The 24,368-nt window shown below is 58.8% G+C and carries 23 protein-coding genes; 12 read left to right on the top strand and 11 right to left on the bottom strand.

The annotated features are described in order from the left end of the window. Window position 1: 1 nt before the first annotated feature. The 8 genes from BCM02_RS23995 to BCM02_RS23960 all read right to left on the bottom strand — a co-directional run bounded on the left by BCM02_RS23995 (window position 2) and on the right by BCM02_RS23960 (window position 8,907). Window positions 2-1,087, bottom strand: coding sequence for a dihydrodipicolinate synthase family protein (locus BCM02_RS23995; RefSeq protein WP_148931652.1), 1,086 nt, complete (start codon window positions 1,085-1,087; stop codon window positions 2-4). Then, on the bottom strand, window positions 1,088-2,107 hold the full coding sequence (locus BCM02_RS23990) for an NAD-dependent epimerase/dehydratase family protein (protein WP_425466199.1): 1,020 nt from the start codon (window positions 2,105-2,107) through the stop codon (window positions 1,088-1,090). A gap of 105 nt (window positions 2,108-2,212) precedes the next feature. After that, window positions 2,213-3,529, bottom strand: a complete 1,317-nt coding sequence (locus BCM02_RS23985) for a GGDEF domain-containing protein (RefSeq protein WP_148931651.1) — start codon at window positions 3,527-3,529, stop codon at window positions 2,213-2,215. Between the two features lie 74 nt (window positions 3,530-3,603). After that, entirely contained in the window at window positions 3,604-5,394 is a 1,791-nt protein-coding gene (locus tag BCM02_RS23980; RefSeq protein WP_187434381.1) for a sensor histidine kinase, read from the bottom strand. Window positions 5,395-5,521: 127 nt separating this feature from the next. Continuing rightward, window positions 5,522-5,872 (bottom strand): PAS domain-containing protein, encoded by a 351-nt coding sequence (locus tag BCM02_RS23975; RefSeq protein ID WP_148931649.1) that lies wholly within the window; start codon window positions 5,870-5,872, stop codon window positions 5,522-5,524. Between the two features lie 32 nt (window positions 5,873-5,904). Then, window positions 5,905-6,714: an alpha/beta fold hydrolase gene (locus BCM02_RS23970; protein WP_148931648.1), complete on the bottom strand. Its 810-nt coding sequence runs from the start codon at window positions 6,712-6,714 to the stop codon at window positions 5,905-5,907. A gap of 238 nt (window positions 6,715-6,952) precedes the next feature. Then, window positions 6,953-7,747: an SDR family NAD(P)-dependent oxidoreductase gene (locus BCM02_RS23965; protein ID WP_148931647.1), complete on the bottom strand. Its 795-nt coding sequence runs from the start codon at window positions 7,745-7,747 to the stop codon at window positions 6,953-6,955. A gap of 65 nt (window positions 7,748-7,812) precedes the next feature. Then, complete coding sequence (locus BCM02_RS23960) at window positions 7,813-8,907, bottom strand: AraC family transcriptional regulator (protein ID WP_148931646.1); 1,095 nt, start codon at window positions 8,905-8,907, stop codon at window positions 7,813-7,815. Window positions 8,908-9,135: 228 nt separating this feature from the next. Between BCM02_RS23960 and BCM02_RS23955 the strand changes: the two genes are divergently transcribed. The 3 genes from BCM02_RS23955 (at window position 9,136) to BCM02_RS23945 (ending at window position 11,144) form a co-directional block, all read left to right on the top strand. Next, window positions 9,136-9,819, top strand: coding sequence for a DUF2238 domain-containing protein (locus BCM02_RS23955; RefSeq protein ID WP_148931645.1), 684 nt, complete (start codon window positions 9,136-9,138; stop codon window positions 9,817-9,819). A gap of 88 nt (window positions 9,820-9,907) precedes the next feature. Further along, window positions 9,908-10,774, top strand: a complete 867-nt coding sequence (locus tag BCM02_RS23950; protein WP_148931644.1) for an AraC family transcriptional regulator — start codon at window positions 9,908-9,910, stop codon at window positions 10,772-10,774. A gap of 166 nt (window positions 10,775-10,940) precedes the next feature. Continuing rightward, a complete protein-coding gene (locus BCM02_RS23945; protein WP_148931643.1) occupies window positions 10,941-11,144 on the top strand; it encodes a hypothetical protein in 204 nt (67 codons plus the stop codon). Between the two features lie 163 nt (window positions 11,145-11,307). Here BCM02_RS23945 and BCM02_RS23940 read toward each other — a convergent pair whose 3' ends face one another. Next, window positions 11,308-11,943 (bottom strand): GntR family transcriptional regulator, encoded by a 636-nt coding sequence (locus tag BCM02_RS23940; protein WP_148931642.1) that lies wholly within the window; start codon window positions 11,941-11,943, stop codon window positions 11,308-11,310. 192 nt (window positions 11,944-12,135) lie between these two features. On the opposite strand from BCM02_RS23940, the gene BCM02_RS23935 reads away from it, so the two are divergent. From BCM02_RS23935 to BCM02_RS23915, 5 genes are all read left to right on the top strand, one after another. Then, window positions 12,136-13,032, top strand: coding sequence for a phosphate/phosphite/phosphonate ABC transporter substrate-binding protein (locus tag BCM02_RS23935; protein WP_148931641.1), 897 nt, complete (start codon window positions 12,136-12,138; stop codon window positions 13,030-13,032). A gap of 27 nt (window positions 13,033-13,059) precedes the next feature. Next, window positions 13,060-13,842, top strand: coding sequence for a phosphonate ABC transporter, permease protein PhnE (phnE, locus tag BCM02_RS23930; RefSeq protein WP_148931640.1), 783 nt, complete (start codon window positions 13,060-13,062; stop codon window positions 13,840-13,842). 1 nt (window position 13,843) lies between these two features. Continuing rightward, entirely contained in the window at window positions 13,844-14,638 is a 795-nt protein-coding gene (locus BCM02_RS23925; protein ID WP_148931639.1) for a PhnE/PtxC family ABC transporter permease, read from the top strand. A 91-nt stretch (window positions 14,639-14,729) separates the two neighbouring features. Beyond that, the gene (phnC, locus tag BCM02_RS23920) at window positions 14,730-15,521 is read left to right on the top strand and encodes a phosphonate ABC transporter ATP-binding protein (protein WP_148931638.1); all 792 of its coding nucleotides are present in this window, start codon (window positions 14,730-14,732) and stop codon (window positions 15,519-15,521) included. Beyond that, on the top strand, window positions 15,518-16,303 hold the full coding sequence (locus BCM02_RS23915; RefSeq protein WP_148931637.1) for a tyrosine-protein phosphatase: 786 nt from the start codon (window positions 15,518-15,520) through the stop codon (window positions 16,301-16,303). Before phnC ends, BCM02_RS23915 begins: the two co-directional genes overlap by 4 nt. Window positions 16,304-16,550: 247 nt before the next feature. Here BCM02_RS23915 and BCM02_RS23910 read toward each other — a convergent pair whose 3' ends face one another. Next, window positions 16,551-17,234 carry a DUF695 domain-containing protein gene (locus BCM02_RS23910; protein ID WP_148931636.1) on the bottom strand — a complete coding sequence of 228 codons (684 nt, stop codon included), beginning with the start codon at window positions 17,232-17,234 and terminating at the stop codon, window positions 16,551-16,553. Between the two features lie 163 nt (window positions 17,235-17,397). After that, window positions 17,398-17,970, bottom strand: coding sequence for a Uma2 family endonuclease (locus tag BCM02_RS23905; protein WP_148931635.1), 573 nt, complete (start codon window positions 17,968-17,970; stop codon window positions 17,398-17,400). A 272-nt stretch (window positions 17,971-18,242) separates the two neighbouring features. On the opposite strand from BCM02_RS23905, the gene BCM02_RS23900 reads away from it, so the two are divergent. The 4 genes from BCM02_RS23900 (at window position 18,243) to BCM02_RS23885 (ending at window position 24,365) form a co-directional block, all read left to right on the top strand. Continuing rightward, window positions 18,243-20,018 carry an ABC transporter ATP-binding protein gene (locus BCM02_RS23900; protein ID WP_148931634.1) on the top strand — a complete coding sequence of 592 codons (1,776 nt, stop codon included), beginning with the start codon at window positions 18,243-18,245 and terminating at the stop codon, window positions 20,016-20,018. Continuing rightward, window positions 20,005-21,783, top strand: coding sequence for an ABC transporter ATP-binding protein (locus tag BCM02_RS23895; protein WP_148931633.1), 1,779 nt, complete (start codon window positions 20,005-20,007; stop codon window positions 21,781-21,783). The genes BCM02_RS23900 and BCM02_RS23895 overlap by 14 nt, the downstream gene beginning before the upstream one ends. Before the next feature lie 161 nt (window positions 21,784-21,944). Next, window positions 21,945-22,688, top strand: coding sequence for an ABC transporter ATP-binding protein (locus BCM02_RS23890; protein WP_148931731.1), 744 nt, complete (start codon window positions 21,945-21,947; stop codon window positions 22,686-22,688). A 3-nt stretch (window positions 22,689-22,691) separates the two neighbouring features. Beyond that, on the top strand, window positions 22,692-24,365 hold the full coding sequence (locus tag BCM02_RS23885) for a hypothetical protein (protein ID WP_148931632.1): 1,674 nt from the start codon (window positions 22,692-22,694) through the stop codon (window positions 24,363-24,365). The last annotated feature ends 3 nt before the right edge of the window (window positions 24,366-24,368 follow it).

Below are 24,368 nucleotides of genomic sequence, written 5' to 3'. Positions count from 1 at the left end.
GCTAATCTGCCGCGAGCCACCGCGCCAGGTTCGCGCGGACGAAATCGTCGTCGTTCAGATGCGGATAGTCCGCATAGATCCGGTCGATCTCCTCCAGCTGTCCCGGCGACAGCGTCTCGTCCGGATTCAGGCACCAGATGCCGCGCATGAGCCCTTGACGGCGCAGCACCTCGTGAATGCCCGGGATGCAGCCATGGAAGCCATGCGCCGGATCGAAGAACGCCGCGTTCGCGTCGGTCACCTCGACCGCCTTCGTCAGCCATTCCCTATCGATCTTCTCGCCGCGGCGCGCTACCTTGATGGCGGCGAGCTGCTCGACCGCCCGATGCGTCCATACGGCCCAGTGGCCGAGCAAGCCGCCGACGATCGGTTTCTCCACAAGCTGGCCGTCGATCGCGAACCGGTACGTCGTCAGCAGATCCGCGACGATGTTATCGTCGTTGCCAGTGTACAGGGCGATGTCGTCCCGACGATCGGATGCGCAGACCGCCCGAACCACGTCCAGCGTCTGGTACCGGTTGAACGGAGCCAGCTTAATCGCGACGACGTTCGGAATATCCGCGAAGGCGCGCCAGAACTCGTAGGTGAAGGTTCTGCCGCCGACCGACGGCTGCAGATAGAAGCCGATGACCGGCATGCGCGCGGCGATCCGCCGCGTCCGCTCGAGCAGCGCTTCCTCACCCCAGTCCGCTAGCCCGCCCATGCTGAGCAGCGCCGCGTCGTAGCCGAGCGACAGGGCGAGCTCCGTCTCCCGGAGCGCCTGCTCCGTGGGGCCGCATACGCCCGCCACCCGGATGAACGGACGGTCCAGCCGCGCCCGGTCGATCTCCTCGGCCGCCATCCGCAGCACCGTCTCGAACAGATCGTGCTCGGGATCGCGGATCTCGAATTGGGTCGAGTGGACGCCTACCGCGATGCCGCCGGCGCCCGACGCGATATAGTAGCGGGTCAGCGCCCGCTGGCTCGCCTCGTCGAGCTTGCGGTGCTCATCGAGCGCCAGCGGATGGGCCGGGATGACGAGACCGTCGTGCAGCGCCGCGCCGAGCTCGGACGACAATAACTTGGCAGACTCTAGTTCCGCAGCCATCTAGAAGTTCCCCTTTCGTTCCTGGAAGTGGGTCGGCTTGTTCCACGTCATGCCGCCCTCTTGCACCCATCCTGCCGTCCAGTCGAGCATCTGCAGCTGCGATACGGTCGGATACCCGAATAATTGATGCGATTTGGACGCGTTGTTCAGCAGTGCCGTCTCCGATTCGCTGCCCGTGAACCTTGCTTCCTTGCCTAGACGGCTCGCAAGCTCCCGCGCCGCCCAGCGGATCGACATCGTTTCCGGACCCGTAATATTTACGGTATTAGGCGGCGTACTACAGTGCAGCAGGCAGCGCAGCGCCATCGCGTTCGCGTCCCCCTGCCAGATGACGTTCGCGAAGCCCATCGTCAGGTCGATCTCCCGGCCTTCGTGGATCGCCCGAGCCAGCTCGAGCAGCACGCCGTACCGCATATCGATCGCGTAGTTGAGCCGGTACATGACCATCGGCGTTCCGTTCTTATGGGAATGGTATTCGAAGATGCGCTCACGGCCCAGCGTCGATTGGGCGTATTCCCCGAGCGGCTCCGGCGCCACATGCTCGCTCGCGCCGCCGCTCGCCGTCGGCAGGAACGGATAAATATTGCCCGACGAGAAAGCCACGATACGCGAATCCTTGAACTTCTCTGCCACCCGTCCGGGCAAATACGCGTTCATCGCCCACGTGAAATGCTCCCGGCCCTTCGTCCCGAACTTATTGCCCGCCATATAGATGACGTTGTCCGCGTGCGGGAGCGCGCGCAGCGCCTCGTCGTCCAACAGCTCGCACGAGATGGTCGCGACGCCCGCCTGCTCCAGCTCTTCGCGGGCCGCGGCGTTCGAGAAGCGCGATACGCCGATGACCCGTTTGTTCAAGCCCCCCTCCCGAATCGCGTTCATTGCCAGCTTCGCCAGGCTCGGCCCCATTTTGCCGCCGACGCCCAGCAGGATAATATCGCCGTCCACGCGCGCCAAGTCCCGCACGAGCGCCTCGTTCGGCTCGGCCAGCTTCTGCTCCAATTGTTCCAGCGTTCGCAGCATCGCCTTCGCCCCTCTCCTGTCTTCTTCCTTGCTTCGCCTTAAGCATACGCTAGCGATATATATAAAGACAGGAGATAAATTCGTCTTTAAATCGACCTGACGAGGCTACGCTTGGCGGCCCATCAGGAACGTGAACCGGTAAATTTGCCTCGGCCGGCCGCGGGGAACCTTCTCATAAGCGACGACGTCGACCAGGCCGCCGTCGATCCATTGGTTCAGCAGCCGATGCGCGCTGCGGGTCGTAATACCCAGCAAATCCGCCAGCTCCTGCACCTTGTATTCGTACTTGTCGTGCTTGGCCATATGGTAGAGCAGCTTGCTCAAATACGCGCTCGTCATCCCCGCTTCCTCCGCGTGCCGGATAAGCGCCGCGTCGGTCGGCGCCAATATCGTCTGCACCGGATCGGCCATCTCAAGCGGTCCGATCAGCGTACCGTCCTCGCGGACGATGTAGCACGCGTCGCCGCCCGCCTCCTTCGCCTTGCGCAGAGCGCTCCGCGCGTTCGTGCCGGCCTCGCCGGCCGTCGTCCCGAAGCCGATGCCGACGCTGAGCGACAGCCCGAACGATTTGTACACGTCCTTGGACAACGGGATCGTCTTGTAGCCGCCGGTCTCCTTCTCGAAGATGCCCCGGGTCGTGAAGAATAAGTATTCGTCCCCGCCGAGCGTCGTCAGATAACCGTCGAACAGCTCCACGTAATTGAGCGCCATGCGATGAATATCCAGCTTCAGCTTCTGCACCTCGTGCTCGCTCGAGCGCTTGGTCGCCATCTTGCCGAAATCGTCCACGTTGATGATGCCGACGACGATCTGCGATTCCTTGCTCCTGCGCGATTCCGTCGACAGCAGCGCCCGCTCCAGCGTGACGATGATGTCCTGGTCCGAAGGGACGATGACCTCGCACGGGATCGCGAGCTCGCGCAGCCGCTCGGCCGCCTGCGGATCGCCGGTGAAGGCCGTTCCGCAGGCGCCCGTCTCGGCAAGACGGCGGTGAAACTCGGCCAGCTTCCCCGTCGAATCGTAGGCAGGCCCGTCGTAGACGACGACCTTCGTCTGCTTCAGCCCGAGATCGGCGAGCGTCCGGTCGACCATCGCCTTCGTCAGCGAGTCGACGGAGACCCCCTTCTCCAAGTTGCCCGCGCGGAACGCCGCGAAGATCGTCTTGTATAGCCCCGCGCCGTTGAGCGGAACGTAGAACGCCGGCACCCTGAGCGCCGCCCTCAGCTTCACTTCCCGATGGGAGAGCGCCCCGGAGAGGACGAGCGCCTCGGCCTCCCCCTCGAGCTCCCGCGCCGCTTCGATCGCTTCTTCTTCGTTACGGACGACGCGCGCCAGCGGACGAAACGTCGGGAACGTCCGGATGACCCGCAAGATGAGGCTTACGATGGCTTCCGTTCCGATAATGCCTACATTAATTTGCATAATCAGGCTCCTTGACGATGAATGATAGTTGCCATGCTATTAAGCCAGATGCCGCGCCGTGCGCTACCCCAATCTCATGACGCGACCGGAATCTCGATCGTGAATGTGACGCCGTCGTCATTCTCGACCTTGATGGTGCCCTTATACCGCTTCACGATGGCTAACGTAATCGGCAGGCCGAGCCCCGAATTGCGGCCCTCCGGCTTGGAGGTGACGCCCGCTTCGAACATCCGGTCCATGACCGCCGCATCGATCGATCCGGCGTTCCGGACGACGAAGCGGAGCCGGCCGGCTTCGATCGCGCCCGTCAGCTCGACCGTTCTTCGTTCCGGTTCGACCTTCGCGACCTCGTCGAACGCGTTATCGATCAAATTGCCGAGCATGCGCACGAAATCGACGGACCGCACCCCTTCCGGGAATGCGCTCATATTCGAGAAGGCGTACGTGAACCGGATCTCCTTCCGCTGCGCCTGCACGAGCTTGCTTTGGATCAAAGCCGCCAGCGGAGGATTGCCGATATTGAGCATTTGGTTGATGTCGTGAATTTCGCCGACGACTTCTTGGGTATACGCGCGAAGCTCGTCATACTTCTGGACTTGAGCCAACGCATGGATGGTGTTGATGTGGTTGACGAAGTCGTGACGCTGCTCCCGGATGTTGTTGAACAGCAGGTTCATCTCATCCACGTAGGTGGTTTGCGCGTCGATGGCCGTTTGATCTTTGGACCGGCCGAAGTAATGATTCAACAGGAGCAGGAGCGCCATGCAGATCACGGTGACGAGCAGGATGATCATGCCCATTTCCAGCAAAATGCCGTTGAGCCGATCCTGGATGTCGCGGTAATCGATCGCGATGCCGATGACGTAATAATTCAGATTCTGTTCGAGCTCGCGGACCGAGTTGTCCGTCACCAAGCCCAGCTCGTTGATCTTATCCGTGAAGACCGGAATGAACGTCTTCAGGATCGTTCGCCCGTTCACGTCGGCTTTGTAGCTGGTGATGGCCTTCGTCTCGATCGCCCGCCGGATCTCCCGCTTATCCAGTTCGTCGCGCGCGTACGCGTTCGTGCCGAAGAAGACCGGAGCATAGTACCGGGGCGTATACGTCTGGCCGGAGCTGTTCTTGGCCACGACCTTCTCTCTCCCGAAGGCGCTCGGGTTGAAGCCGGCAATCTCGAGTATGCTCGGATCGGAAGCGGTGATGGAGGCGATGATGGACGCGATGCCGACCGATTGCTCATACTGCCGAATGGACGCGTTCGATACGAACGGGTTGATGATATAATTCGTGGTCCCGTCATAATAGTAGCCGTATTTGAAAAACTCCTCCGCGTTCGTATCCGATACGGAGTACGGTCCTGTCCAATAATGGTCGAGCGAATCGCCCCATTCAATCGCCGAGACGTTCTTCTTCTCGTACAGCTCCAGGAACGCCTTGTTCCATAGCCCCCAGTTCTTCGTCGACAGCCCGATCTCTTCGCGTTTCGACGATCGGGCGAGCACGAAGGCATCCCCTTCTCTAATCAGCAGCGTGACGGCGTCGATCGCAAGCTCCCGGGCCAGCGCGTCCAGCTCCTCGTTGGTCACGCCGCGAATATCCGGATCGAGTCGGGATCGGATCGCCAGCGCGTCCGCCCGCAGCTTCTCGCCGACGAGCCGTTCGACGTAGGCCGCCCCTTCCCGCGAATGTTCGAGAATGTTGTTGATCGCTTGCGCTTGCGACTTCAGATTGTCGACCTCTTGCCGCTCGAGCTTGTCTTTACTTATGAAATAGTAGATCAGATTGTTCGCGATGAGCAGCGCGATCAAGGCGATCGTCAATAGCAGCGTTACTTTGGCATAGGCTTTTCGCATACTTGTCTTCATACCCCCAACTGCCGGTTCGTTCCCTATTTCTACTCTCATCCCTCTATTATCGCATAGAATCGGACGGCCGGAACAACAAAAGACGCAAGCACATGCGTGCCTACGCCTTTCTTTCCTTCATCGATCATTAGACCGGATTCCCTTGCGCCTTGACTTGAATGTCGCAGCTAAATATCGGTTCCCCGTCTCGATCCGTCTGTTCCAGCTTCAGCAGAACCGGAATTTCGCTTCCGTCCGACGCCCGGAGCATGAGATGCAGCTCCCGGATATTGCCCTTCAATCTCGTAAAGGCATGAAAATAAAGATGAAAGAAGAGCGAGCTTGCTCTGGTCAGCACGGATTCGAATTGACAGCCGATCAAGCCAAACCGGTCGTATCCGACCAAGTTCAATAACCGTTCATTCGCATCCAGGATCAGCCCTTCGTTCGAGATGCAAAGAGTGCAGCTCTCCCCGGCGTGCGTCTGTTCATAACCCATGGCGGCCACCTTTCAGCGTTAGCAGCAGCTAGTCAGGCTCCATGTCGGAGATAGTCTTGAATGAGTCCGATCGTTTCATCGGGGTGGCTAAGGTGCGGGCAGTGACCCGTTGCTTCCATGAATCGCAGCGTGCTGTTCGGAAGGCGATGATGGACGTAAGCGCCGACTTCAAGCGGAGCGATCACGTCCTGGGCGCATTGCAAGATTAAAGCGGGTCGCGCGACATGCTTGAGGTCTGCCCGGTTATCCGCCAGGAAGACCGCCCGGGCAAAACGCTGCGCGATATCGGGATCCATGGCGCAGAAGCTTTCCCCGAGTTCCCGAGCCAGCTCCGGCCGATCCGCGTTCGACATGACCAGCGGCGCGAGATACTGAGCCCACCCTTGATGGTTATCCTGCATCAATTGAAGCAATCCCTCGATGTCCGCCGCGTCGAACCCGCCGATATAATCCGGCCGCTCGTCGATATACCGCGGCGAAGGGCCGATCAGAACCAGTTTCTCGAAATAATCCGGCTGCCGGATCGAAGCGAGCATGCCGATCATCGCCGCCGCGGAATGCCCGACATATACGGCGTCCCTAATGTTCAAGCATGCGCAAATATCCAGCACGTCTTGGGCATACCCGTTCAGGTCGCGGTAACGTTCGGGCGAATAGGCGCTCCAATCCGACCTTCCGGAACCGACGAAATCGAAGACGACCACGCGATACTCATTAGTAAAGGCCGGCACGATATAGCGCCACATCGTTTGGTCGCAGCCGAAGCCGTGCGCCAGAATCATCGTTTTCTCGCCCTGTCCGAACAGTTGAACAAAATTGCGTTGAAGGATACCGTCCCTCATGTTTCCCCCTCCGACCGATGTCATTTAATCATTCTTCCCGCTCATCGTGTGGGTAATTATACCACAGTTTCTCATCGGACCATCCATAAAGTAAAAGAGCCGTCCCGTTCGGGACAGCCCTTCCTCAAGCAAAATGGAACGTTATGAAGCGGAGAACGCCGCAATCCGGCGCAGGTCGCCGTCCCAAATCTGGTGCTTGCAGCCGATCGGGTAATTCGAGCGTTCGGGCGCGCCTTCGTTAATAGATCGTCGGCACCATGCCCCCGTCCATGCGGATCGGCGAGCCCTTGAAGGCGGAGGCGAACGGACTGCCGACGAACGCCGCCAGTCGGCCGATCTCGGCAGGCCGAATGAATCGCCGCAGTTCGGATTGCGGAAGGCTGGCCGCCATGAACGCAGACTCCTTCTCCGCGAACGTCATCTCTTCGTTCGGGTACATTCCTTCGATGATCTGCCGCACCTTCTCGGAGAGCGTCGGTCCTGGCATAATCGTATTGACCGTCACATCCGTGCCGGCGGTTAATTTGGACAAGCTTCGCGACAACGACAACAGCATGGACTTCGTCATCGCATACTGCGGCATCAGTCCGGAAGGCATGACGGCCTCTTCGCTCGCAATGAACATGATCCGGCCTTCTCCCTGCTTCAACATCGCGGGCAAATAAAATTGGCATAAGGCGTTCGCGGCAAGCACGTTCGCTTGGAAGTAGCGGTCCCAATCGTCGTCGCCCACGTCCTCGTAACGCATGATTTCGTAGATCCCCGCATTGTTGACCAGGATTTCGATCTGCGGGAACCTGTCGAACAAAGCGGCGCGTTGCCCGGCATCCGCTAGGTCGGCGGCGGCATTGCGAGGCGAGGTCGCCGGGAAGGCGGCCTTCAATTCCCGCACGGTCTGCTCGGCCTCTTCGACGCTGCGCCCGTTCACGAGAACGTGAACGCCCTCTCTGGCAAGCTCCGTCGCGATCGCTTTCCCGATCCCTCTCGTAGAACCCGTAACCAAAGCGGTTTTGTTGCTTAAACCCATATCCATGCTGCATGTCTCCTTCTGTGACTATCGGATAGGGAATATATTACGCGGTCCGCATCGCGCGGTAACTAGCCGCCTCCGCCAACGTTCTTGCTTCGCGCGCCATCCGCCGCGCCGACTCGCCTCGCCACGATACCGCCGCGCCCGATGCTAGTTCGCCCCGCATGCGCCAGCCGCCAGTTGGCGGGCGTATCGCCTTCCCAGAGGCGGAAGGCGCGGTAGAACGAATTCTGATCTTCATAGCCGATCAAGAACGCCACTTCCTTGATGTCGAGCGACGGGTCGGCCAAGAAAGCCCGCGCCTGCTCGCGTCTGGCTTGCGTTAGCAGCTGCTTGAAGCTCGCCTGCTCGTCCGCAAGGCGGCGCTGCAAAGTCCGATCGCTCATGCCGAGCTCCTTCGCGACGGATCGAATATCGAGTCCCCCTTCGGACAAGCGGCGCTTCATGATTCGTATAACCGTCTCGGCCACGGTGCGGCCGCTCCGCCGTTCGACCAGCAAATGGTCCAACGCCGGCGTCAGAATGTCCAGCAGTTCTTCATTATAGGAGCTGAAAGGAAGTTCCAAATCCCGCCGTCGCAGCGTCAGCCGGTTACGGGACGCGCCGGTTCGAACCGGGCAGCCGAAGTAAGCTTCCAGCACCCGCGTATCGCCCATCGATTGCGAGAATTCAACGAGCCGCGCGGTCAACGGCTTCCCCGTGCCGCGTCGCCCGAGCTCCAACAGGAAGGCCAGCGTAATGCCGGCCAGCAGCGGCGGACCTGACTCCCCGGCGCATTGCCAGTTCAAATCGATTACGCAGCGCTCGCCTTCCTCGGCGATGCTCAAGCTCTCGGGCGGGCATAGCTGCTTGTAGCGCGCCATGCGGACCAGCGCTTCGCGGTAATCGCGCGCATGGTAAGGCGCCAGGACGGTCGGCGGATATTGAGCGGTCTCGAACGCCGTCGCAAGCTTGACGATTCCCTGCGCGATATCGCCGGCGAGCTCGGCATACGCCTGCCAGATCGCGAAATATTGGGCGGTCGTGACGAAGGGCGCCGCGTCGATGTCGAGCGGCAGCCGCGCTTGACGGGCGAGAGCCGATGGGACGATACCCAATTGCCGCAGCCCTTCCCAGAAGCCGGGCGGAATTCGAATCGCTTCCGGGAAATTCGTAGTGTTCATATCAATGGATCTCCTTTAGCCCAACGGCTCCCCGAGGCAGGGTGCCTCCATGGTCATAGTCGTGGTTCGCGTGGTATACGCACCCCAATGGATGACTCCATTGTAGCCCATCGGCAACAGCAAGACCACGAGACGAAGCGATGGAAGTTTATGCTTGGGCCGTGATTGGGAACGCTATGGATATTGGAACGTTTGTCCATTTCGGCGATGTAGAAAGGGGGAAGCGCGGTGGCTTATCCATCCGGGAAGCAGTCGCGATCCGTCAATTGGTCCAAGCTGCTGAGGAGCCATCAGATCCGGTTTAAAGCCAACGGACTGCTTCAAGTTACGATCGTCGCGTTCGCGGTCTTCTGGGTATGCATGGCGATTCGGCCGCTCGACTGGAAGATCTGGCTTGTAGAAAACGCGCTGTCGATCAGCTTCATCATCCTGCTGATCTGGACGCACCGCCTACTCCCGTTGACCAACGTCAGCTACCTGTTGATCGCGGCATTCCTCGCGCTGCATACATACGGCGCGCATTTCACCTATCAGTTGACGCCGCTCGACGATTGGCTGAAGTCCTTGTTCCATCTGAAGCGCGGCATCTACGACCGCATCGTCCATTTCGCGTTCGGGCTGTTCCTCGCCTTCCCGGCGCGGGAAGCGGTATTATTCCGGTTGAAGCTGCGCCATGCCGGACAATATGCCGTCACCTTCGCCTTCATCGTCGCGGCCAGCGGGTTGTTCGAGCTGCTCGAAATGTGGGCAGCGGTCTTGTTCGACCCGAAGTTGGCCGCGAAGTATCTCGGGATGCAAGGCGATCCGTTCGACGCCCAGAAGGACATGACGATGACGCTCTTCGGCGTCCTCCTGGCGCTCGGCCTCTTCGCCGTCCAGCGGCGAATCGGACAGAAGCGGCGGAAAGTCTAGGAGAATGGCAGCCACAACCCCTGCAATTTCGGAGCCGATTCTGTTACGCTAGCGGTATCGTATCCATTCCTCCAAGGAGGCAGCCGGCATGCAACCAATCCGCAAACCCTTCCGTCTCGATCCGCTCTTCCCGTTCGAGCTGGTCCATCGCGGCATCCGATATTCGGAGAACGAACTGCCCGATCATGTGCACGACTTGTACGAATTGGTGTACATTCACGAAGGCAAGGGGACGTTCTTCATCGACCAGGCGCTCTATGACAAAGGCCCCGGCGATCTGTTCCTGATCCCCGGGAATACCGTTCACCGCGCGTTCCCGTCCGCGGACGAACCGATTATGTCGACCGCCTTGTTCTTCGCGCCTTCGTTCGCGCAGCCCGTTCTGCCCGGCGAAGACTATCGTCCGCTTCGGAGTTTCGAGATCGCGCGTCAGCGACAGCAGTATAAATTCACGCTGTCCGAACCGGTCCGGACGCGAATCGAAGCCAATATCGCCGCCATGGCGAGCGAATGGCACGCGAAGGCACCCGGCTATCGTCATGCGATGTGGCTGCAAGCGCACCAGGTGCTGCTGGAGCTCTCCCGGCTTCCGATCGCGACGGCTCCGGCCCCTTCGCCGGAATCGGCGTTCGCTCCCCGGTGGGTCCAACAAGCGCTGCGCGACATTGACCGCGACCCGGTCCGGTGCGGAGGACTCGCGTCCTTATCGGCCGCAGCCTGCGTCAGCCCGGGCCACTTCTCGCGCGTCTTCAAGCAGCTGACCGGGATGAACGTGACCGATTACGTCAATGCCAAGCGGCTTGTCCGGGCCAAAGAATTGCTGCTGACCACCGACGATAACATCGAGACGATCGCGCTCGTCTGCGGCTTTCAGGGCATGCGCCATTTCTACCACCAATTCCGAAAGCTGACGGGCGTCACGCCTCTGACATACCGCCGTCGAATGAAAGAGTAGCGGCCAGCGAAATTATTACAGTTTTATTACCGATTAGGCATATAAACATATGTTCGGGATTATAAATTAGTGAGGGTAAGTAGGTTTCTTCCCTTGCGGACAGCCGGTTTGGAGAGGAGAAAGGCAAGCAGGAAAGGTAAGTTTGGAGACGGAGGTGAACATGACCATGAACGTGTTTACAGCCCTTATTTCGCTTCTTACCGCAGCCTTTGGTTTTGCTACCGCCTTGTTGGAGTATTTGAAGACCGCGAAGAACGCGAAGAGCGCGCGTGCGCGCCAAGACGAAAAAACCGCTAACGGGCAGCCAGCGGTTTCCTCCGACGAAGAGGCGGCAACGATTACGAACCTGCATAATCAGTTCCGAGGCTGATTACGCGGCGCAGTCCAGACGCGAGGGCATTCCGAGGCGCTCCCGCGTCTTTTCGCCTCTTGATTTTCTTACCTCTGAATTGTATGCGGAGGTCTTGGGCAATATTACGACCTCACATGCGATGAACGACATCGCCAAGCATCCCTGCCCGCCTTCGATCGCGTTAATACCCCAGCTCGAACATCCGGTACTTCGACTTGCGCAAGAAGTCATCGAATAAGTGCTTGGTCCGCTCGTAATCACTCGCCTCCAGCGACGCCAGAATATCCTCGTGCAGCGGAATCGAAGAATAATGCGGCGTGTGCGGCGTCCGGTTGTAGTTCGTGATCGAGACGAAAATCATCCGGTCGTGATACGAATCGACGACCTTGATCATCGCCTCGTTGCCGGCCACGCTCATGAAGCAGCGGGTGAACCGCAAGGAGTGCACGACATACCGATAGTAGTCTTTATTCGCGGCCCCCTGCTTCTCTTCCTCCAAATACCGCCGCAGCTCCTCGATCGGGAACGATAGCCCCTGTTCGACCGCCGCCTCGATCGCATGCTTCTGGAACAGGTTCAACACTTGCATATAATCGTAGATTTCTTTGATCGGGATACGCCGCACGAGAATGCCCCGATTGCGCAGCGACACGAGGAACCCTTCGTTCACGAGACGCAAGATCGCGTCCCGGACCGGCGTCCGGCTCATCTGAAGCTCCTCGGCGAGCACGTTCTCCGAGAGCAGCGTTTCCGCCATATATTCGCCGTGCAAGAGCTTGCCGCGAATGGCCGCATAGGCCGTATCTGCATTGGACATGGATAAACCACCTTTTTCTCACAGCCGTCTTCGAAGCTTGTAAATCTCCAATCTTTCCCTATCTTACAAGTCCCCCTCCAAAAGCGCAACTTCGCAAAACCTCTACATTCCGCTGACACTTCATTTACATACAACTTGTATATTAGGTGCATATCAAGGTGATCCCCACCTAACCAAATGGAGGAGAGTCAGTTGAAAAAGAGATTGCTGTCCGTATTGGCCTTTATGCTCGTCGTTATCATGCTTGCCGGTTGCAGCGCAAGCGGCGAACCCGAGAAGTTCGTCATCGCCTACCTGCCGCAGGAGACCGACACGAAGACGCAGGAGCTGAACAAGGATTTCGAGACGAAGCTGTCGGAGAAGATCGGCCTCCCGGTCGAATCGTATCAGGCGACCAGCTATAACGCCGCCATCGAAGCGATGAAGAACGGCAAAGCCGACTACGCGCTGTTCGGTCCGTTCTCGTACATCGTCGCCGTGGAACGCGCCGGCGTGGAACCGATCGCCGAGATTACGATGCCGGCCATGGCGGACAAGCCCGCTTCGGTCATCGTCGTGCCGAAGGATTCGCCGATCCAGACGGTTGCCGATCTGAAAGGAAAGACGTTCGGCTTCGTCGATCCGGTGTCGACGACGGGTCACCTCATGCCGAAGGCGACTATCGTCAAGGAGCTGGGCATTACGCCGGAGGAACTCGAGAACGACTTCTTCAAGGACGTCCAGTTCGCGGGCGGCCATGACAAAGCGATGCTCGGCGTGGTCCGCGGCCAATACGACGCGGCCGGCGTATCGGCGATGATCCCGGCCATGCTCGAGGAGAAGGGCGTCATCGAGAAGGATTCCTACCGCATCATCGCCGGCTCCGAATCGCTGCCGGGCACGGCCATCGGCATCCGCGGCGATCTGCCGCAGACGCTCAAGGACAGCGTCAAGGAATTCCTGCTCTCCTATGACAATCCCGCTTTCTTCGAAGGCCTGCTCGGCATGCCGGGCGCCAAATTCATCGAGGCGAACGACGGCAATTACGACAAGCTGCGCGACACGGCCAAGATGCTGAATCTCAGTCCGGAAGACTTGCTGGAGCAATAACATCCGCCTAAAGGAGATGCCGCGTTCATGCATGCCGAAGCAGCAACCCGACAACGCAAGGCCAAGAGACTCGCGTCTGTTGCCTTGCTCCTCATCGCCTTCTTGTTCTCGATTTGGTACATCCGGTTCGATTGGATCGCCTTCGTCACCGGCATTCCGATCTTCATCCGTTTCCTGGCGACCGACTTCTTCCCGCCGAACCTCTCGAGCGTCTCGGACTACGCCAAGCCGGTGCTCGATACACTGGCGTTCGGAATCGTCGCCACCTGCTTCTCGGCGCTGATCGGCTCCGCCGTCGGACTGATGATGGCACGGCCGACGACGCCCAGCGGGAAGGTACGGGTCGCGCTGCGGGGGATCGTCTCCTTCCTGCGCAACGTCCCGTTCCTGCTGTGGGCCTCGCTCCTCGTCGTCCTCTTCGGCGTCGGCAGCTTGCCGGGCATCCTCGCGCTCATTCTGTTCGGCAGCGGCTTCCTCGCCCGCGTCTACGCGGAATCGATCGAGGAGATCGACCCCGACACGCTCGAGGCGCTGGACGCGTGCGGCGCGACTTATTGGCAGCGGCTCAAGCACGGCGTATTCCCGCAGTTCATGCCCGGCTTTATTACGTGGACGCTGTTCATGTTCGAGCTGACGATCCGCGCGTCGGCCGTCCTCGGCTTGGTCGGCGCGGGCGGCATCGGCAGCAAAATCAAGCAAACGATGGATTTGTTCCAATATGGCAAGACCGCGACGGTCATCACCATCTTGATCGTCATGATCCTGGCGGTCGAGCTGGTCACCCAGAAAATTAGGGAGCGATTGATCTAAGATGAAGATTCCGATTAGCCACCGATCGACCCAGCGGCAGCAGCGGCTTTTTTTCCTCGGCATGCTCGTCTTGTTCATCCCCTGCCTGTTCTATCTGGATCTGAGCTACGGCCAGTTCGCGTCCGGGCTTGAACGCATACCCGACATGGCGCGCCAGATGATGCATCTGTCGTTCGAGGAGCTGCCGAAAATGCTCCGCGAGCTGCTGACGTCGATCATTATCGCGTTCCTCTGCGTCGTCCTCAGCGTGCTGATCTCGCTGCTGCTGGCGTTCGTCGTGGCCCGGGCGACGACGCCGAACCGGTACGTCTCGGCCGCGCTGCGGGCGATGATCGTCATCATCCGGACGATTCCGACGACGATCTGGGTGCTGCTGGCCGTCGCCAGCATGGGCTTCGGCCCGATGGCCGGCGTCGTGGGGCTCCTGCTGCCGACGATCGCCTTCCTCATCCGCGTCTTCTCCGACCAGATCGACGAAGCCGGCCGGGATACGGCCGAGGCGATCCGCTCCGTCGGCGGCACGTGGTGGCATGTCGTCTGCAACGGCCTCCTGCCGACGCTGCTCACCGGCTTCCTTGCCCTGATCGCCTTCAAGTTCGAGATTACGGTAGCGGAGACGGTCATCCTGGGCATCGTCGGCGCGGGCGGCATCGGCGTCCTGCTGCAGGGGTATATCAGCTTCTATGAATTCGCGCCGCTCATGCTCGGCATGCTGCTCGTGTTCATCACGCTGTTCCTGCTCGAGATGGGCACGAATCTGATCCGCACCAAGCTGGCAGGCAAGGGGAGCAAGTAAGGGCACTAGGGAGGAAAGCGGCAGAATGCTGCATGTCCAACCTCCCGGTTGTACACGCAAACCAATCTGCCCTACGAAAGGAGAAACGACGATGGAACCTTTATTGTCCATACAGCAGTTGACCAAGCAGTATAATAAGCAGCACACGGCGCTTGCCGGCATCAGCCTGGACGTGAGCCGCGGCGAATTCGTCGCCGTCATCGGTCCGAGCGGCGCGGGCAAATCGACCCTGCTGCGGTCGATCAACCGGCTCGCCGAACCGACGTCCGGCAGCATCGCCTTCGAAGGCGTACGCGTCGAGCAAGCCCGGAAGAAGGAGCTGCGCCAAGTGCGCGCCAACATCGGCATGATCTTTCAGCACTACAATCTCGTCTATCGGTTAAGCGTGCTGGAGAACGTGCTGCATGGCCGGCTCGGCCATATGAGCTCCTTCGCCGGCATGTTCAGCCGCTATAGCGAGGCGGATAAGGAGGAAGCGATCCGGCTGCTGCGCAAGGTCGGCCTGGAGAACGAGATCTACAAGCGCGCGGACGAATTGTCCGGCGGACAGAAGCAGCGCGTCGGCATCTGCCGGGCGCTGGCGCAGAAGCCGTCGCTCATCCTCGCCGACGAGCCGATCGCCTCGCTCGACCCGAGGTCGTCGAAGATCGTCATGGACGCCCTTCGCGCCAACTGCGAAGAGCAGGGCATCACCTGCCTCGTCAATCTCCACCAAGTCGACGTGGCGAAGCGGTACGCAACCCGGATCGTCGGCATCAAGGCCGGCAAGGTCGTGTTCGACGGACCGCCGTCCGAGCTGCACGAAGGGTACATCGAGCATATTTACGAAGGCAAGGAACATGAACAGTTTTCGATTACGAATACGGAGGGAATAAGCGCATGAGCATTGATCAACGACAATTGGAGAACGGTCCACGGATTCTCCCCTTTGAAGGCGTGCTGAATTTCCGAGATATGGGCGGGTATGAGACGGCGGACGGCCGGAAAGTCAAACACGGCCTGTTCTTCCGTTCGGCGGAGCTGACCGGCATGACCGAGCAGGATAAGGCGCTGTTCGCATCGCTCGGCATCCGCACCATCATCGATTACCGAAGCGACAACGAAGCGGAGCAGAAGCCGAGTCCAGCGCTCGAGGGCGCCGCGAACGTGCGCGTCCCGGCAATCAAGCACGACGTGCAGGCGGATATGCGCGAGCTGATCAAGGACGACTATTTCAGCAAAATGACGCTGGAGACGTTCACGCGGATGTATACCGAAATGGCCATCGGCAATCCGGCGTACAAGCAGCTGTTCGAGGCGATCGCCGATCCGGGCCGCCGCGGCGTGCTGCACCACTGCGCGGGCGGCCGCGACCGCACCGGCGTCGGCTCGTCGTTCATCCTGCTCGCGCTCGGCGTGCCGAAGGAAACGATCATCGCCGATTACCTGCTCTCGAACGAGCTGCTCCTGCCCATGTTCGACAAGATGGCCGATCAGCTAAAGGACGTGCTCGGCGCGGAGAAGGCGGCGGAGATCGCGCGCAACATGGCGCTGCAGCCGGCCTTCCTAGAGGCGGTGTTCGCGAAGCTCGAGGAGACGTACGGCTCCGTCGACGCGTTCTTCGCCGAGGAGTTCGGCCTGACGGCCGAGCGTCTCGCGCAGCTGCGCGACGAATGCTTGGCGTAAGTAAAAAGATACCCGCAAGCGGTTTCGCTTGCGGGTTTTTGGCAAATTGCGATTAAGCTCGTCCCAGCACCCGCTTCAATCCGTTCAAGGCGAAACGGCTTTCGCCGTCCTTTGCGGCGAGACGAGTATCGTTCCGGAGAAATACAAGGTGAATGAATAAAAGTGAAACTTATAAATTCTTGTATTTCAAGAAACGTCCTTGCTTGATGACCATCGTCTCCCAGCCGTCATACTCTCCAGCATATTGTTAAGTCGTCCGAACCAAATAGTCGGTGACGTCACCGATAGCGAGCAGTTCCATCACTTCCGCTCTGGCAATCTTCAGTGCATACTTATTCTCTCGGTCATTTTGATCTACAATCTGAAATCCGTCTTGTTGAACGCGCGCTTTGAATTGGTTGCGTGACGCCGCGGAGTTGAAATAGAGCCAATGATTGACGTCTCTTGGCTTCGCCAATTGATCGCCCAGTTGCTTCAGTTTATCGACGATATGCCGGTTGGTCATGCGGTGCCGATTCGCTTTGTTCGGATAGATCGATTCATAATAAAAGCTCCGCGGCTTATCCTCCTCTAGGCGTTCGAGGTCAAACCGATAACCTTCTAGAAAGCGAACGGCAAGCCGCTCTATTTCGCTGCCATCCTCGGCATTCGCGTAGTAGAAGAAGTCTCTCCTGCCGTTGGTGGTCAACCGCCCGACAAACAAATAACCCTCATCTAAAGAGTCGTGTATCGAATCTTCGATGCCGTTCAGAAGGGAGGCTTCGTCCTGATTCGTCAATCCGTTGTCGGTCGGTTCTTTCAAGATGACGCGGAGCCGGTACAAGCGATCTAACTCTTCATTCGCGCCATCGCTCCAAGGCTCGAGATCTAGTAAAAATGAGGCTGGCTTATCCTCAAGGTACGTAAAATAGGTATCCCAATTATCCGACATTCCTTCACCGCTTTCATCGTCTTATGAAGCGTCCTTACTCTATTCTCATATTATCCGCAATTGTTAATATATTCCTCAACATTCATCGCCCCTTTAGCCCTCCCCGTTCGTTCCCAGACAACGTCAAAAAAACCGATCTCTGCCGGAATCGGTCATCATAATATTAAGCGTCCAGGCTGAACAGCTTGCTTCTGGATATTTGAAAGTCCTTGAACACGTAGGAATGCACGGTCTCCTGTTCCGTAGATAACTCCCTCACCTGATACAAGCCGTCCTGCAGGCCATATACATGGATCGTGCGGTTTCCGGGATCGACGATCCAATATTCTTGAACGCCATACCGTTGATAGAGGTTGAACTTTTCGTTGAAATCTTTTAACGCGGTAGAAGGCGACAGTACCTCGATAATCATCGTCGGAGCTCCGTGGCAGCCGTTTTGGGCTATCTGATTTTTGGCGCAGACGACGGAGAGGTCTGGCTGTATGACATGATCAGGCCGATCGTATTGATCGCTCTCGCTGAAGAACACGTCGAACGGCGCCACAAACACGTAGCTACCTTGATTCTGAAAGTACGTTCGCAAGGCAAAATGCAGCTCGCCGACCACGAACTGATGCAGCGTATTCGGTGCGGGCGACATTTTGTAGGCTTTGCCGTTAATTAATTCCCATGCGCCGTCCCAGGATAACCAGTCTTGATAGGTGTGCGTCTTCTTCTCATCCGGATTCGATATCATGTCCAACCTCCCTCGGACCTGAGCCAATTAATGTTGTTACATATGTATCTGAATTATAACAAATTGTTCGGCCGTATTCTCCGCCCGATTGTATCCCGCCGGTCCAGCCGGACTTTTTTAAAATTTGCAGAAAAGTAACCAATGACGAAAATAGGACCGCCGACGCAGAAAACCGCTAGCGCCCTCTTCTACATGTGATATAATTCCATTGTTTCTTTATTGCCTTTATTGCCATGAAGCACTACCACACTACAATGGAAACTGGTGATCGCATGTTTCAATTCAAGTGGCTTTGGCACAACTTGAAGGGAGACCGGGTTCGATATATTTTCGCGCTCTGCCTCTCGGTGGCGGGCTGCTCGCTCACCATTATCAACCCGTATCTCAGCCAGCGCATCGTCGACGAGTTCATCGCGGGACCGGATGCGGCTCGGAATTTGGCGGACGGACGAGGGCTCTTGATCGCCCTGGGCCTCGGGATGATCGGCTTCTCGCTGCTTCGCACGGGCCTGGCGTATTTCACGACGATGTTGTACGAACGCGCCTCGCAGAACATGCTCTACCGGGTGCGGATCTTCCTGTACAACAAGATTCAGGGCCAGGACATGCGGTATTACGACCGCAACCGCACCGGCGACCTCATGACCAAGATGACAGGCGACCTCGATATGGTGCGGCACACCTTGTCGTGGATCATCAAGACGATCATCGAATCGCTCACCGTCTTCTTGGCGGCCGTCGTCTACTTCTTCTACATCGACGTCGAGCTGACGCTGTGGCTGCTCATCTTGTCGCCGCCGATCTTCCTCGTGGCGTTCATCTTCGCCAGACGCGTGCGCCCGATGTACGTCGATCTGCGCGAGCGGCTGTCGCAGCTCAATACGATCACGCAGGAGAACATCGCCGGCAATCGCGTCGTGAAAGCGTTCGCGCGCGAGGAGTACGAGATCGAGAAGTTTACGGACAAGAGCGTGAACTACTCCAAAGCCAATAAGGCGGCCGCCTTGGTCTGGCTGGACTACTTCCCGTACCTCGAGATTTTCTCGCAGGGCTTCACCGTCATCCTGATGGTGGCCGGAGGTCTCTACGTTATGGACGGACGCCTCACCTTCGGGGAATTCGCCGCGTTCACCGCGCTCATCTGGGGACTATCCAACCCGATGCGCAGCATTGGCATCATCATTAACGATATTCAGCGCTTCTTCGCCAGCTTGACCAAAATCATGGATGTGTACTACGCGGAACCGGACATCGTCAACGCGCACGGCGATCGCGCCAAACGCCGCTACCAAGGCCGCATCCAGTTCGAGAACGTCAGCTTCAAATATGACAGCGCTACCGTCCTCGACAACGTCAGCTTCATAGTGGAGCCCGGCGAGACGATCGCCATCATGGGCGCGACCGGCTCCGGCAAGACGACGCTGATTAATCTCATTCCGCGCTTCTACGACGTCACGAAGGGCTGCGTCCTCGTGGACGGCACCGACGTCCGCAAGCTTGCGCTGAATGAGCTGCGCGGCAATATCGGCGTGGCGACCCAGGACGTCCTGCTGTTCTCGGATACGATCGACGGCAATATCGCCTACGGCGATCCCGACATGCCGGAAGAAGACGTCGTCGAGTTCGCCCGGCTGGCCGCCGCCCACAACTTCATCGAGAAGATGCCGGAAGGTTACGACACCATCGTCGGCGAACGCGGCGTCGGCCTCTCCGGCGGGCAGAAGCAGCGGATTGCGCTCGCCCGGGCGCTCGCCGTGCAGCCGCCGATCCTCATTCTCGACGACACGACTTCCGCCGTCGATCTCGAGACGGAGGAGCATATTCAGAAGAGCTTGCGGGAGCTTGAGTTCCCCTGTACCAAAATCATCATCGCCCAGCGCGTGTCCACGACGGCCGAAGCCGACCGCATCCTCATTCTCGATGGCGGCAAGATCGTGGAGGAAGGCACGCATGCCGAGCTGCTGAAGAAGCGCGGCTACTATTACGACGTATTCATGCTGCAGAACGAAGGCATCGGAAGGGAGGCGAAAGTCAGTGGCCAGGAATAAATTCGATATCGACGAGAATCTCGAGAGTCCGTTTAATATCAAGCATTTCCGTCGCGCGCTCGTCTACATCAAACGTCAGCAGAAGCCGATGATCATCGCCTTCGTCCTGAGCGCCTTGTCGGCCGGGATCGCGCTGTCGGCGCCGCTGATCATGCAGCATGTCGTCGACGTCACGATTCCGGCCAAGGATAAAGGCGGGCTGATCGGCTGGTCCGCTCTGCTGCTCGCCACGATCATGGTCAGCGTCATCCTGGCAACGATCCGCTCGCGCATGATGACGCGGGTCGGCCAGGACATCATTTTCGATATCCGGACCGATCTGTTCAAACATCTGCAGGAGCTGCCCTTCCAGTATTACGACGACCGGCCGCAGGGCAAGATTCTCATCCGGGTCGTCAACTACGTCAACTCCGTCTCGGATGTGCTGTCCAACGGGATCATCAACTTTATTCTGGAGATCTTGAACCTGCTCTTCATCGCGATCTTCATGTTCGCCGTGGACGTCAAGCTGTCGTTCGTCATTCTTGCGGGACTTCCGGTGTTCCTGGGCGTCATCATGCTCATCAAGACGCGTCAGCGCCGGGCGTGGCAGGCCGTCTCGAACAAGAGCTCCAACTTGAACGCCTATCTGCAGGAGAGCATCAGCGGCATTCGCGTCACCCAGATCTTCACACGCGAGAACCATAACGAAGGGCTCTTCACCCGCTTGTCGACCAGCTTCCGCCAGGAGTGGATGAGAACGATGTACTTGAACTTCCTCATCCCGTTCTCGGTCGACAATCTGGCGACGATCGTCACGACGTCGATCTATTTGGTCGGCTTGCTGGCGCTCGGGCCGGAGGAGATCACCTTCGGCGTCATCCTCGCGATGAGCAGCTATGCGGCGCGCTTCTGGCAGCCGATTCTGAACATCTCGAACTTGTACAACAGCTTCATCAACGCGGTCGCCTATCTGGAGCGGATCTTCGAGACGCTCGACGAGCCGGTCACCGTCAGCGACGTGCCGGGCGCGAAGGCGCTGCCGCCGATCCAAGGCCAGGTGACGTTCGACGACGTGACCTTCGCCTACGACCCGGGGCACAACATTCTCGAGCACCTGTCCTTCCAGGTAAAGGCGGGCGAGAGCATCGCGCTCGTCGGACCGACGGGCGCCGGCAAGACGACGGTCGTCAACCTGATCTCCCGCTTCTATAACATTACGGGCGGCCAAATCCGGATCGACGGTCACGACATCGCCCAGGTGCAGCTGAAGTCGCTGCGCAGCCAGATGGGCATCATGCTGCAGGACAGCTTCATCTTCTCCGGCACGATTATGGACAATATCCGCTACGGCCGGCTGGATGCCACCGAGGAGGAGATTATCGCCGCCGCCAAGACGGTGTGCGCCGACGAGTTCATCCGCGAATTCGAGCACGGCTACATGACGGAGGTTAACGAGCGCGGCTCCAAGCTGTCCCAAGGCCAGCGGCAGCTCATCTCCTTCGCCCGGACGCTGCTCGCCGACCCGCGCATCCTCATCCTGGACGAAGCGACCTCGTCCATCGACGCGCAGACCGAGCGGCTGCTGCAGCGGGGGTTGAACGAACTGCTCAAAGGACGAACGTCGTTCATCATCGCCCACCGCCTGTCCACGGTAAAGAACTGCGACAAGATCATGTACGTCGCCGACAAAGGCGTCGCCGAATGCGGTTCGCACGACGAGCTGATGGCGCTGCAAGGCCGGTATCATAAGCTATACTCCGCGCAGAAGATGCACGCGGTGTAAGGGAGAGGGGAGCCATTGGCTCTCCTTTTTTCATGTCATTCGTCTGGTCGTCGCCTCCATTACGCGGTTGCCCATGGTAAAATATAGAAGCCTACTTTCTGAAGGGAGGAACCATCGTGCACCATGCGACCGAGCCTGTTATCGTCACGCGCGATCTGCGCATGCGATATGGCGACAGGTATGTGCTGCAAGGGATCGATCTGGAAGCTTATCCGGGTCAAATTATCGGCTATATCGGACCGAACGGCGCCGGCAAGAGCACGACCGTCAAAATCATGCTCGGCCTCGTGAGAGGCTACACCGGGGAGGTGAAGCTGTTCGGTCAGGACCTGTCCGAAGAAGCCTATGCGTACAAGCGGCGAATCGGCTACGTGCCGGAAGTCGTGGAGTTGTTCGATAACCTGACCGCCTGCGAATATTTGACCTTCGTCGGCGAGCTGTACGGCTTAACCTATGAAGAAGCCGACTCCAAGGCGCTCCGTCTGATGGCGATGTTCGAGCTGGAATCCGTCTACCATGCCCGAATCAATTCGTTCTCGAAGGGCATGCGCCAGAAGGTGATGCTCATCGCGAGCCTGCTGCATAACCCGGACGTCCTCTTCCTCGATGAGCCGCTGAGCGGTCTGGACGCGAACAGCGTCATGGTCGTCAAGGAGATCATGACCCAGCTGGCCGCGCAGGGCAAGACGATTTTCTACTCTTCGCATATTATGGAGGTCGTCGAGAAAATCAGCAGCCGCATCATTCTGATCGACGGCGGGCGCATCGTTGCGGACGGTTCCTTCGAAGAGCTGAAGGCGCAGAGCCAGGAAGGGTCGCTGGAGCAAATTTTCAACCAGCTGACCGGATTTCACGCTTACAAGCAGCTGGCCGAGCAGTTCGTGTCCATCGTGCGGGAGGGGTGACCGATGAGAGATTTCGCCTCGCTCAAGCTGCTGGATCGGACGAAGCGCCTGTTCGCGGCATTCGGCGTGGACTACCCGATAATGCGCCGCATGCTGCAGGTCAAGCTGACGATGGACAGCCGGCGGGTGCCGACCGTGATCGCGCAGACCTCGAACAAGAAGAAAGAAGCCGACACCGGCGGGCCGCTGCCGGACGTCAATTATTTCATCCGCTCGCTCTGGTTATACGCGCTGCTAGGTCTTATATTGGTCCCGTTCGTCGTCATGGGCGACAACTACATGTTTCAAGCGGCGATCGTATTCGGCATGTTCATGTTCCTGATCGCGACGTCGATGATCTCGGACTTCTCCTCCGTGCTGCTCGATCTGCGGGATAAGAGCATCCTGCATACGAAGCCCGTCCATCCGCGCACGATTCATGCGGCCCGAACGGTTCATATTCTGATCTACTTATCCTTCCTGACGGCTGCGCTCGCGGGGCCGTCGCTCCTAGCCGGCGCGATCCGGCACGGACTAGCGTTCCTGCTGCTCTTCCTGATCGAGGTCGTCCTCGCCAATATGCTCATCGTCGTGTTGACGGCGCTGCTGTATATTGTTCTGCTCCGCTTGTTCGACGGCGAGAAACTGAAGGATATGATCAATTACGTCCAGATTCTCCTGTCGCTCGTCATCGCGGTCGGCTATCAGGTCGTGGCGCGCTCGTTCGAGTGGATGGAGCTGCAAGTCAACTTCCTGTTCCAATGGTGGCATGTCTTCGTGCCTCCGATCTGGTTCGCCGCGCCGTTCGAGCTGCTGCTGCACGGGGATCGATCGGCGCCGACGCTGCTTCTGACGGTGCTTGCCGTCCTGATCCCCGTGCTGGCCATGCTGCTGTACGGCAAGCTGATCCCCGTCTTCGAGCGTAACTTGCAGAAGCTGGCGGACCAGGGCGCCATGCGCGCCTCCCGCAAGAGCCGCTTCGCGGATCGCGCCGCGCGGCTGCTCTGCCGCACAAGCGAGGAACGGACCTTCTTCCGGTTCACGCTGAATATGTTGAAGGGCGAGCGGGAATTCAAGCTGAAGACGTATCCTTCGGTCGGGTTCTCGATCATCTTCCCGTTCATCTTCCTGTATTCGGCTTTCTCGGATATGTCCTGGGAGGATTTCTCCGGCAGCCGTTCTTACATCACCATCTATTTCAGCGGGATGCTCATTCCGACCGTCGCCTATATGATGAAGTTCTCCGGGACATACAAGGGAGCGTGGATCTATGGCGTGGCGCCGGTCTCGCATCGGCAGGTCATCGTCACCGGCGTCCTGAAGGCCGCCTTGCTTCGGTTGTTCGCCCCGGTCTTCGCGGCGCTGGCAGTGATCTTCGCGGCGCTGTTCGGGCTGCGCATTCTGCCGGATTTGGTTGCCGTGCTGCTGGCGATGCTGCTGTATGCTTACTTGTGCTTCAACGTCTTCAACCGGGAGCTGCCGTTCTCCCATGCCTTCGAAGGCGCGACGGGCGGGGGCGGCGTCGCCATGTTCGGGTTGGTGCTGCTGATTGTCGCCTTCGCGCTGGCGCATGTGGCCATCACGTTCATCCCGTTCGGCGCATGGGGCTACGCGCTCCTCCTGCTCGCGGCCAATTGGTTCGTCTGGCGCCGGCGAAGTCCCGTTGCCGCCTCCTCCTCGAAGAACGCGGCTATGTAACGG

It is taken from the genome of Paenibacillus methanolicus (genome assembly GCF_008124765.1).
Taxonomy (GTDB): Bacteria; Bacillota; Bacilli; order Paenibacillales; family Paenibacillaceae; genus Paenibacillus_Z; species Paenibacillus_Z methanolicus.
Note: the sequence above shows the minus strand (reverse complement) of the source record. Positions and strands in the feature narration are given on the sequence as shown.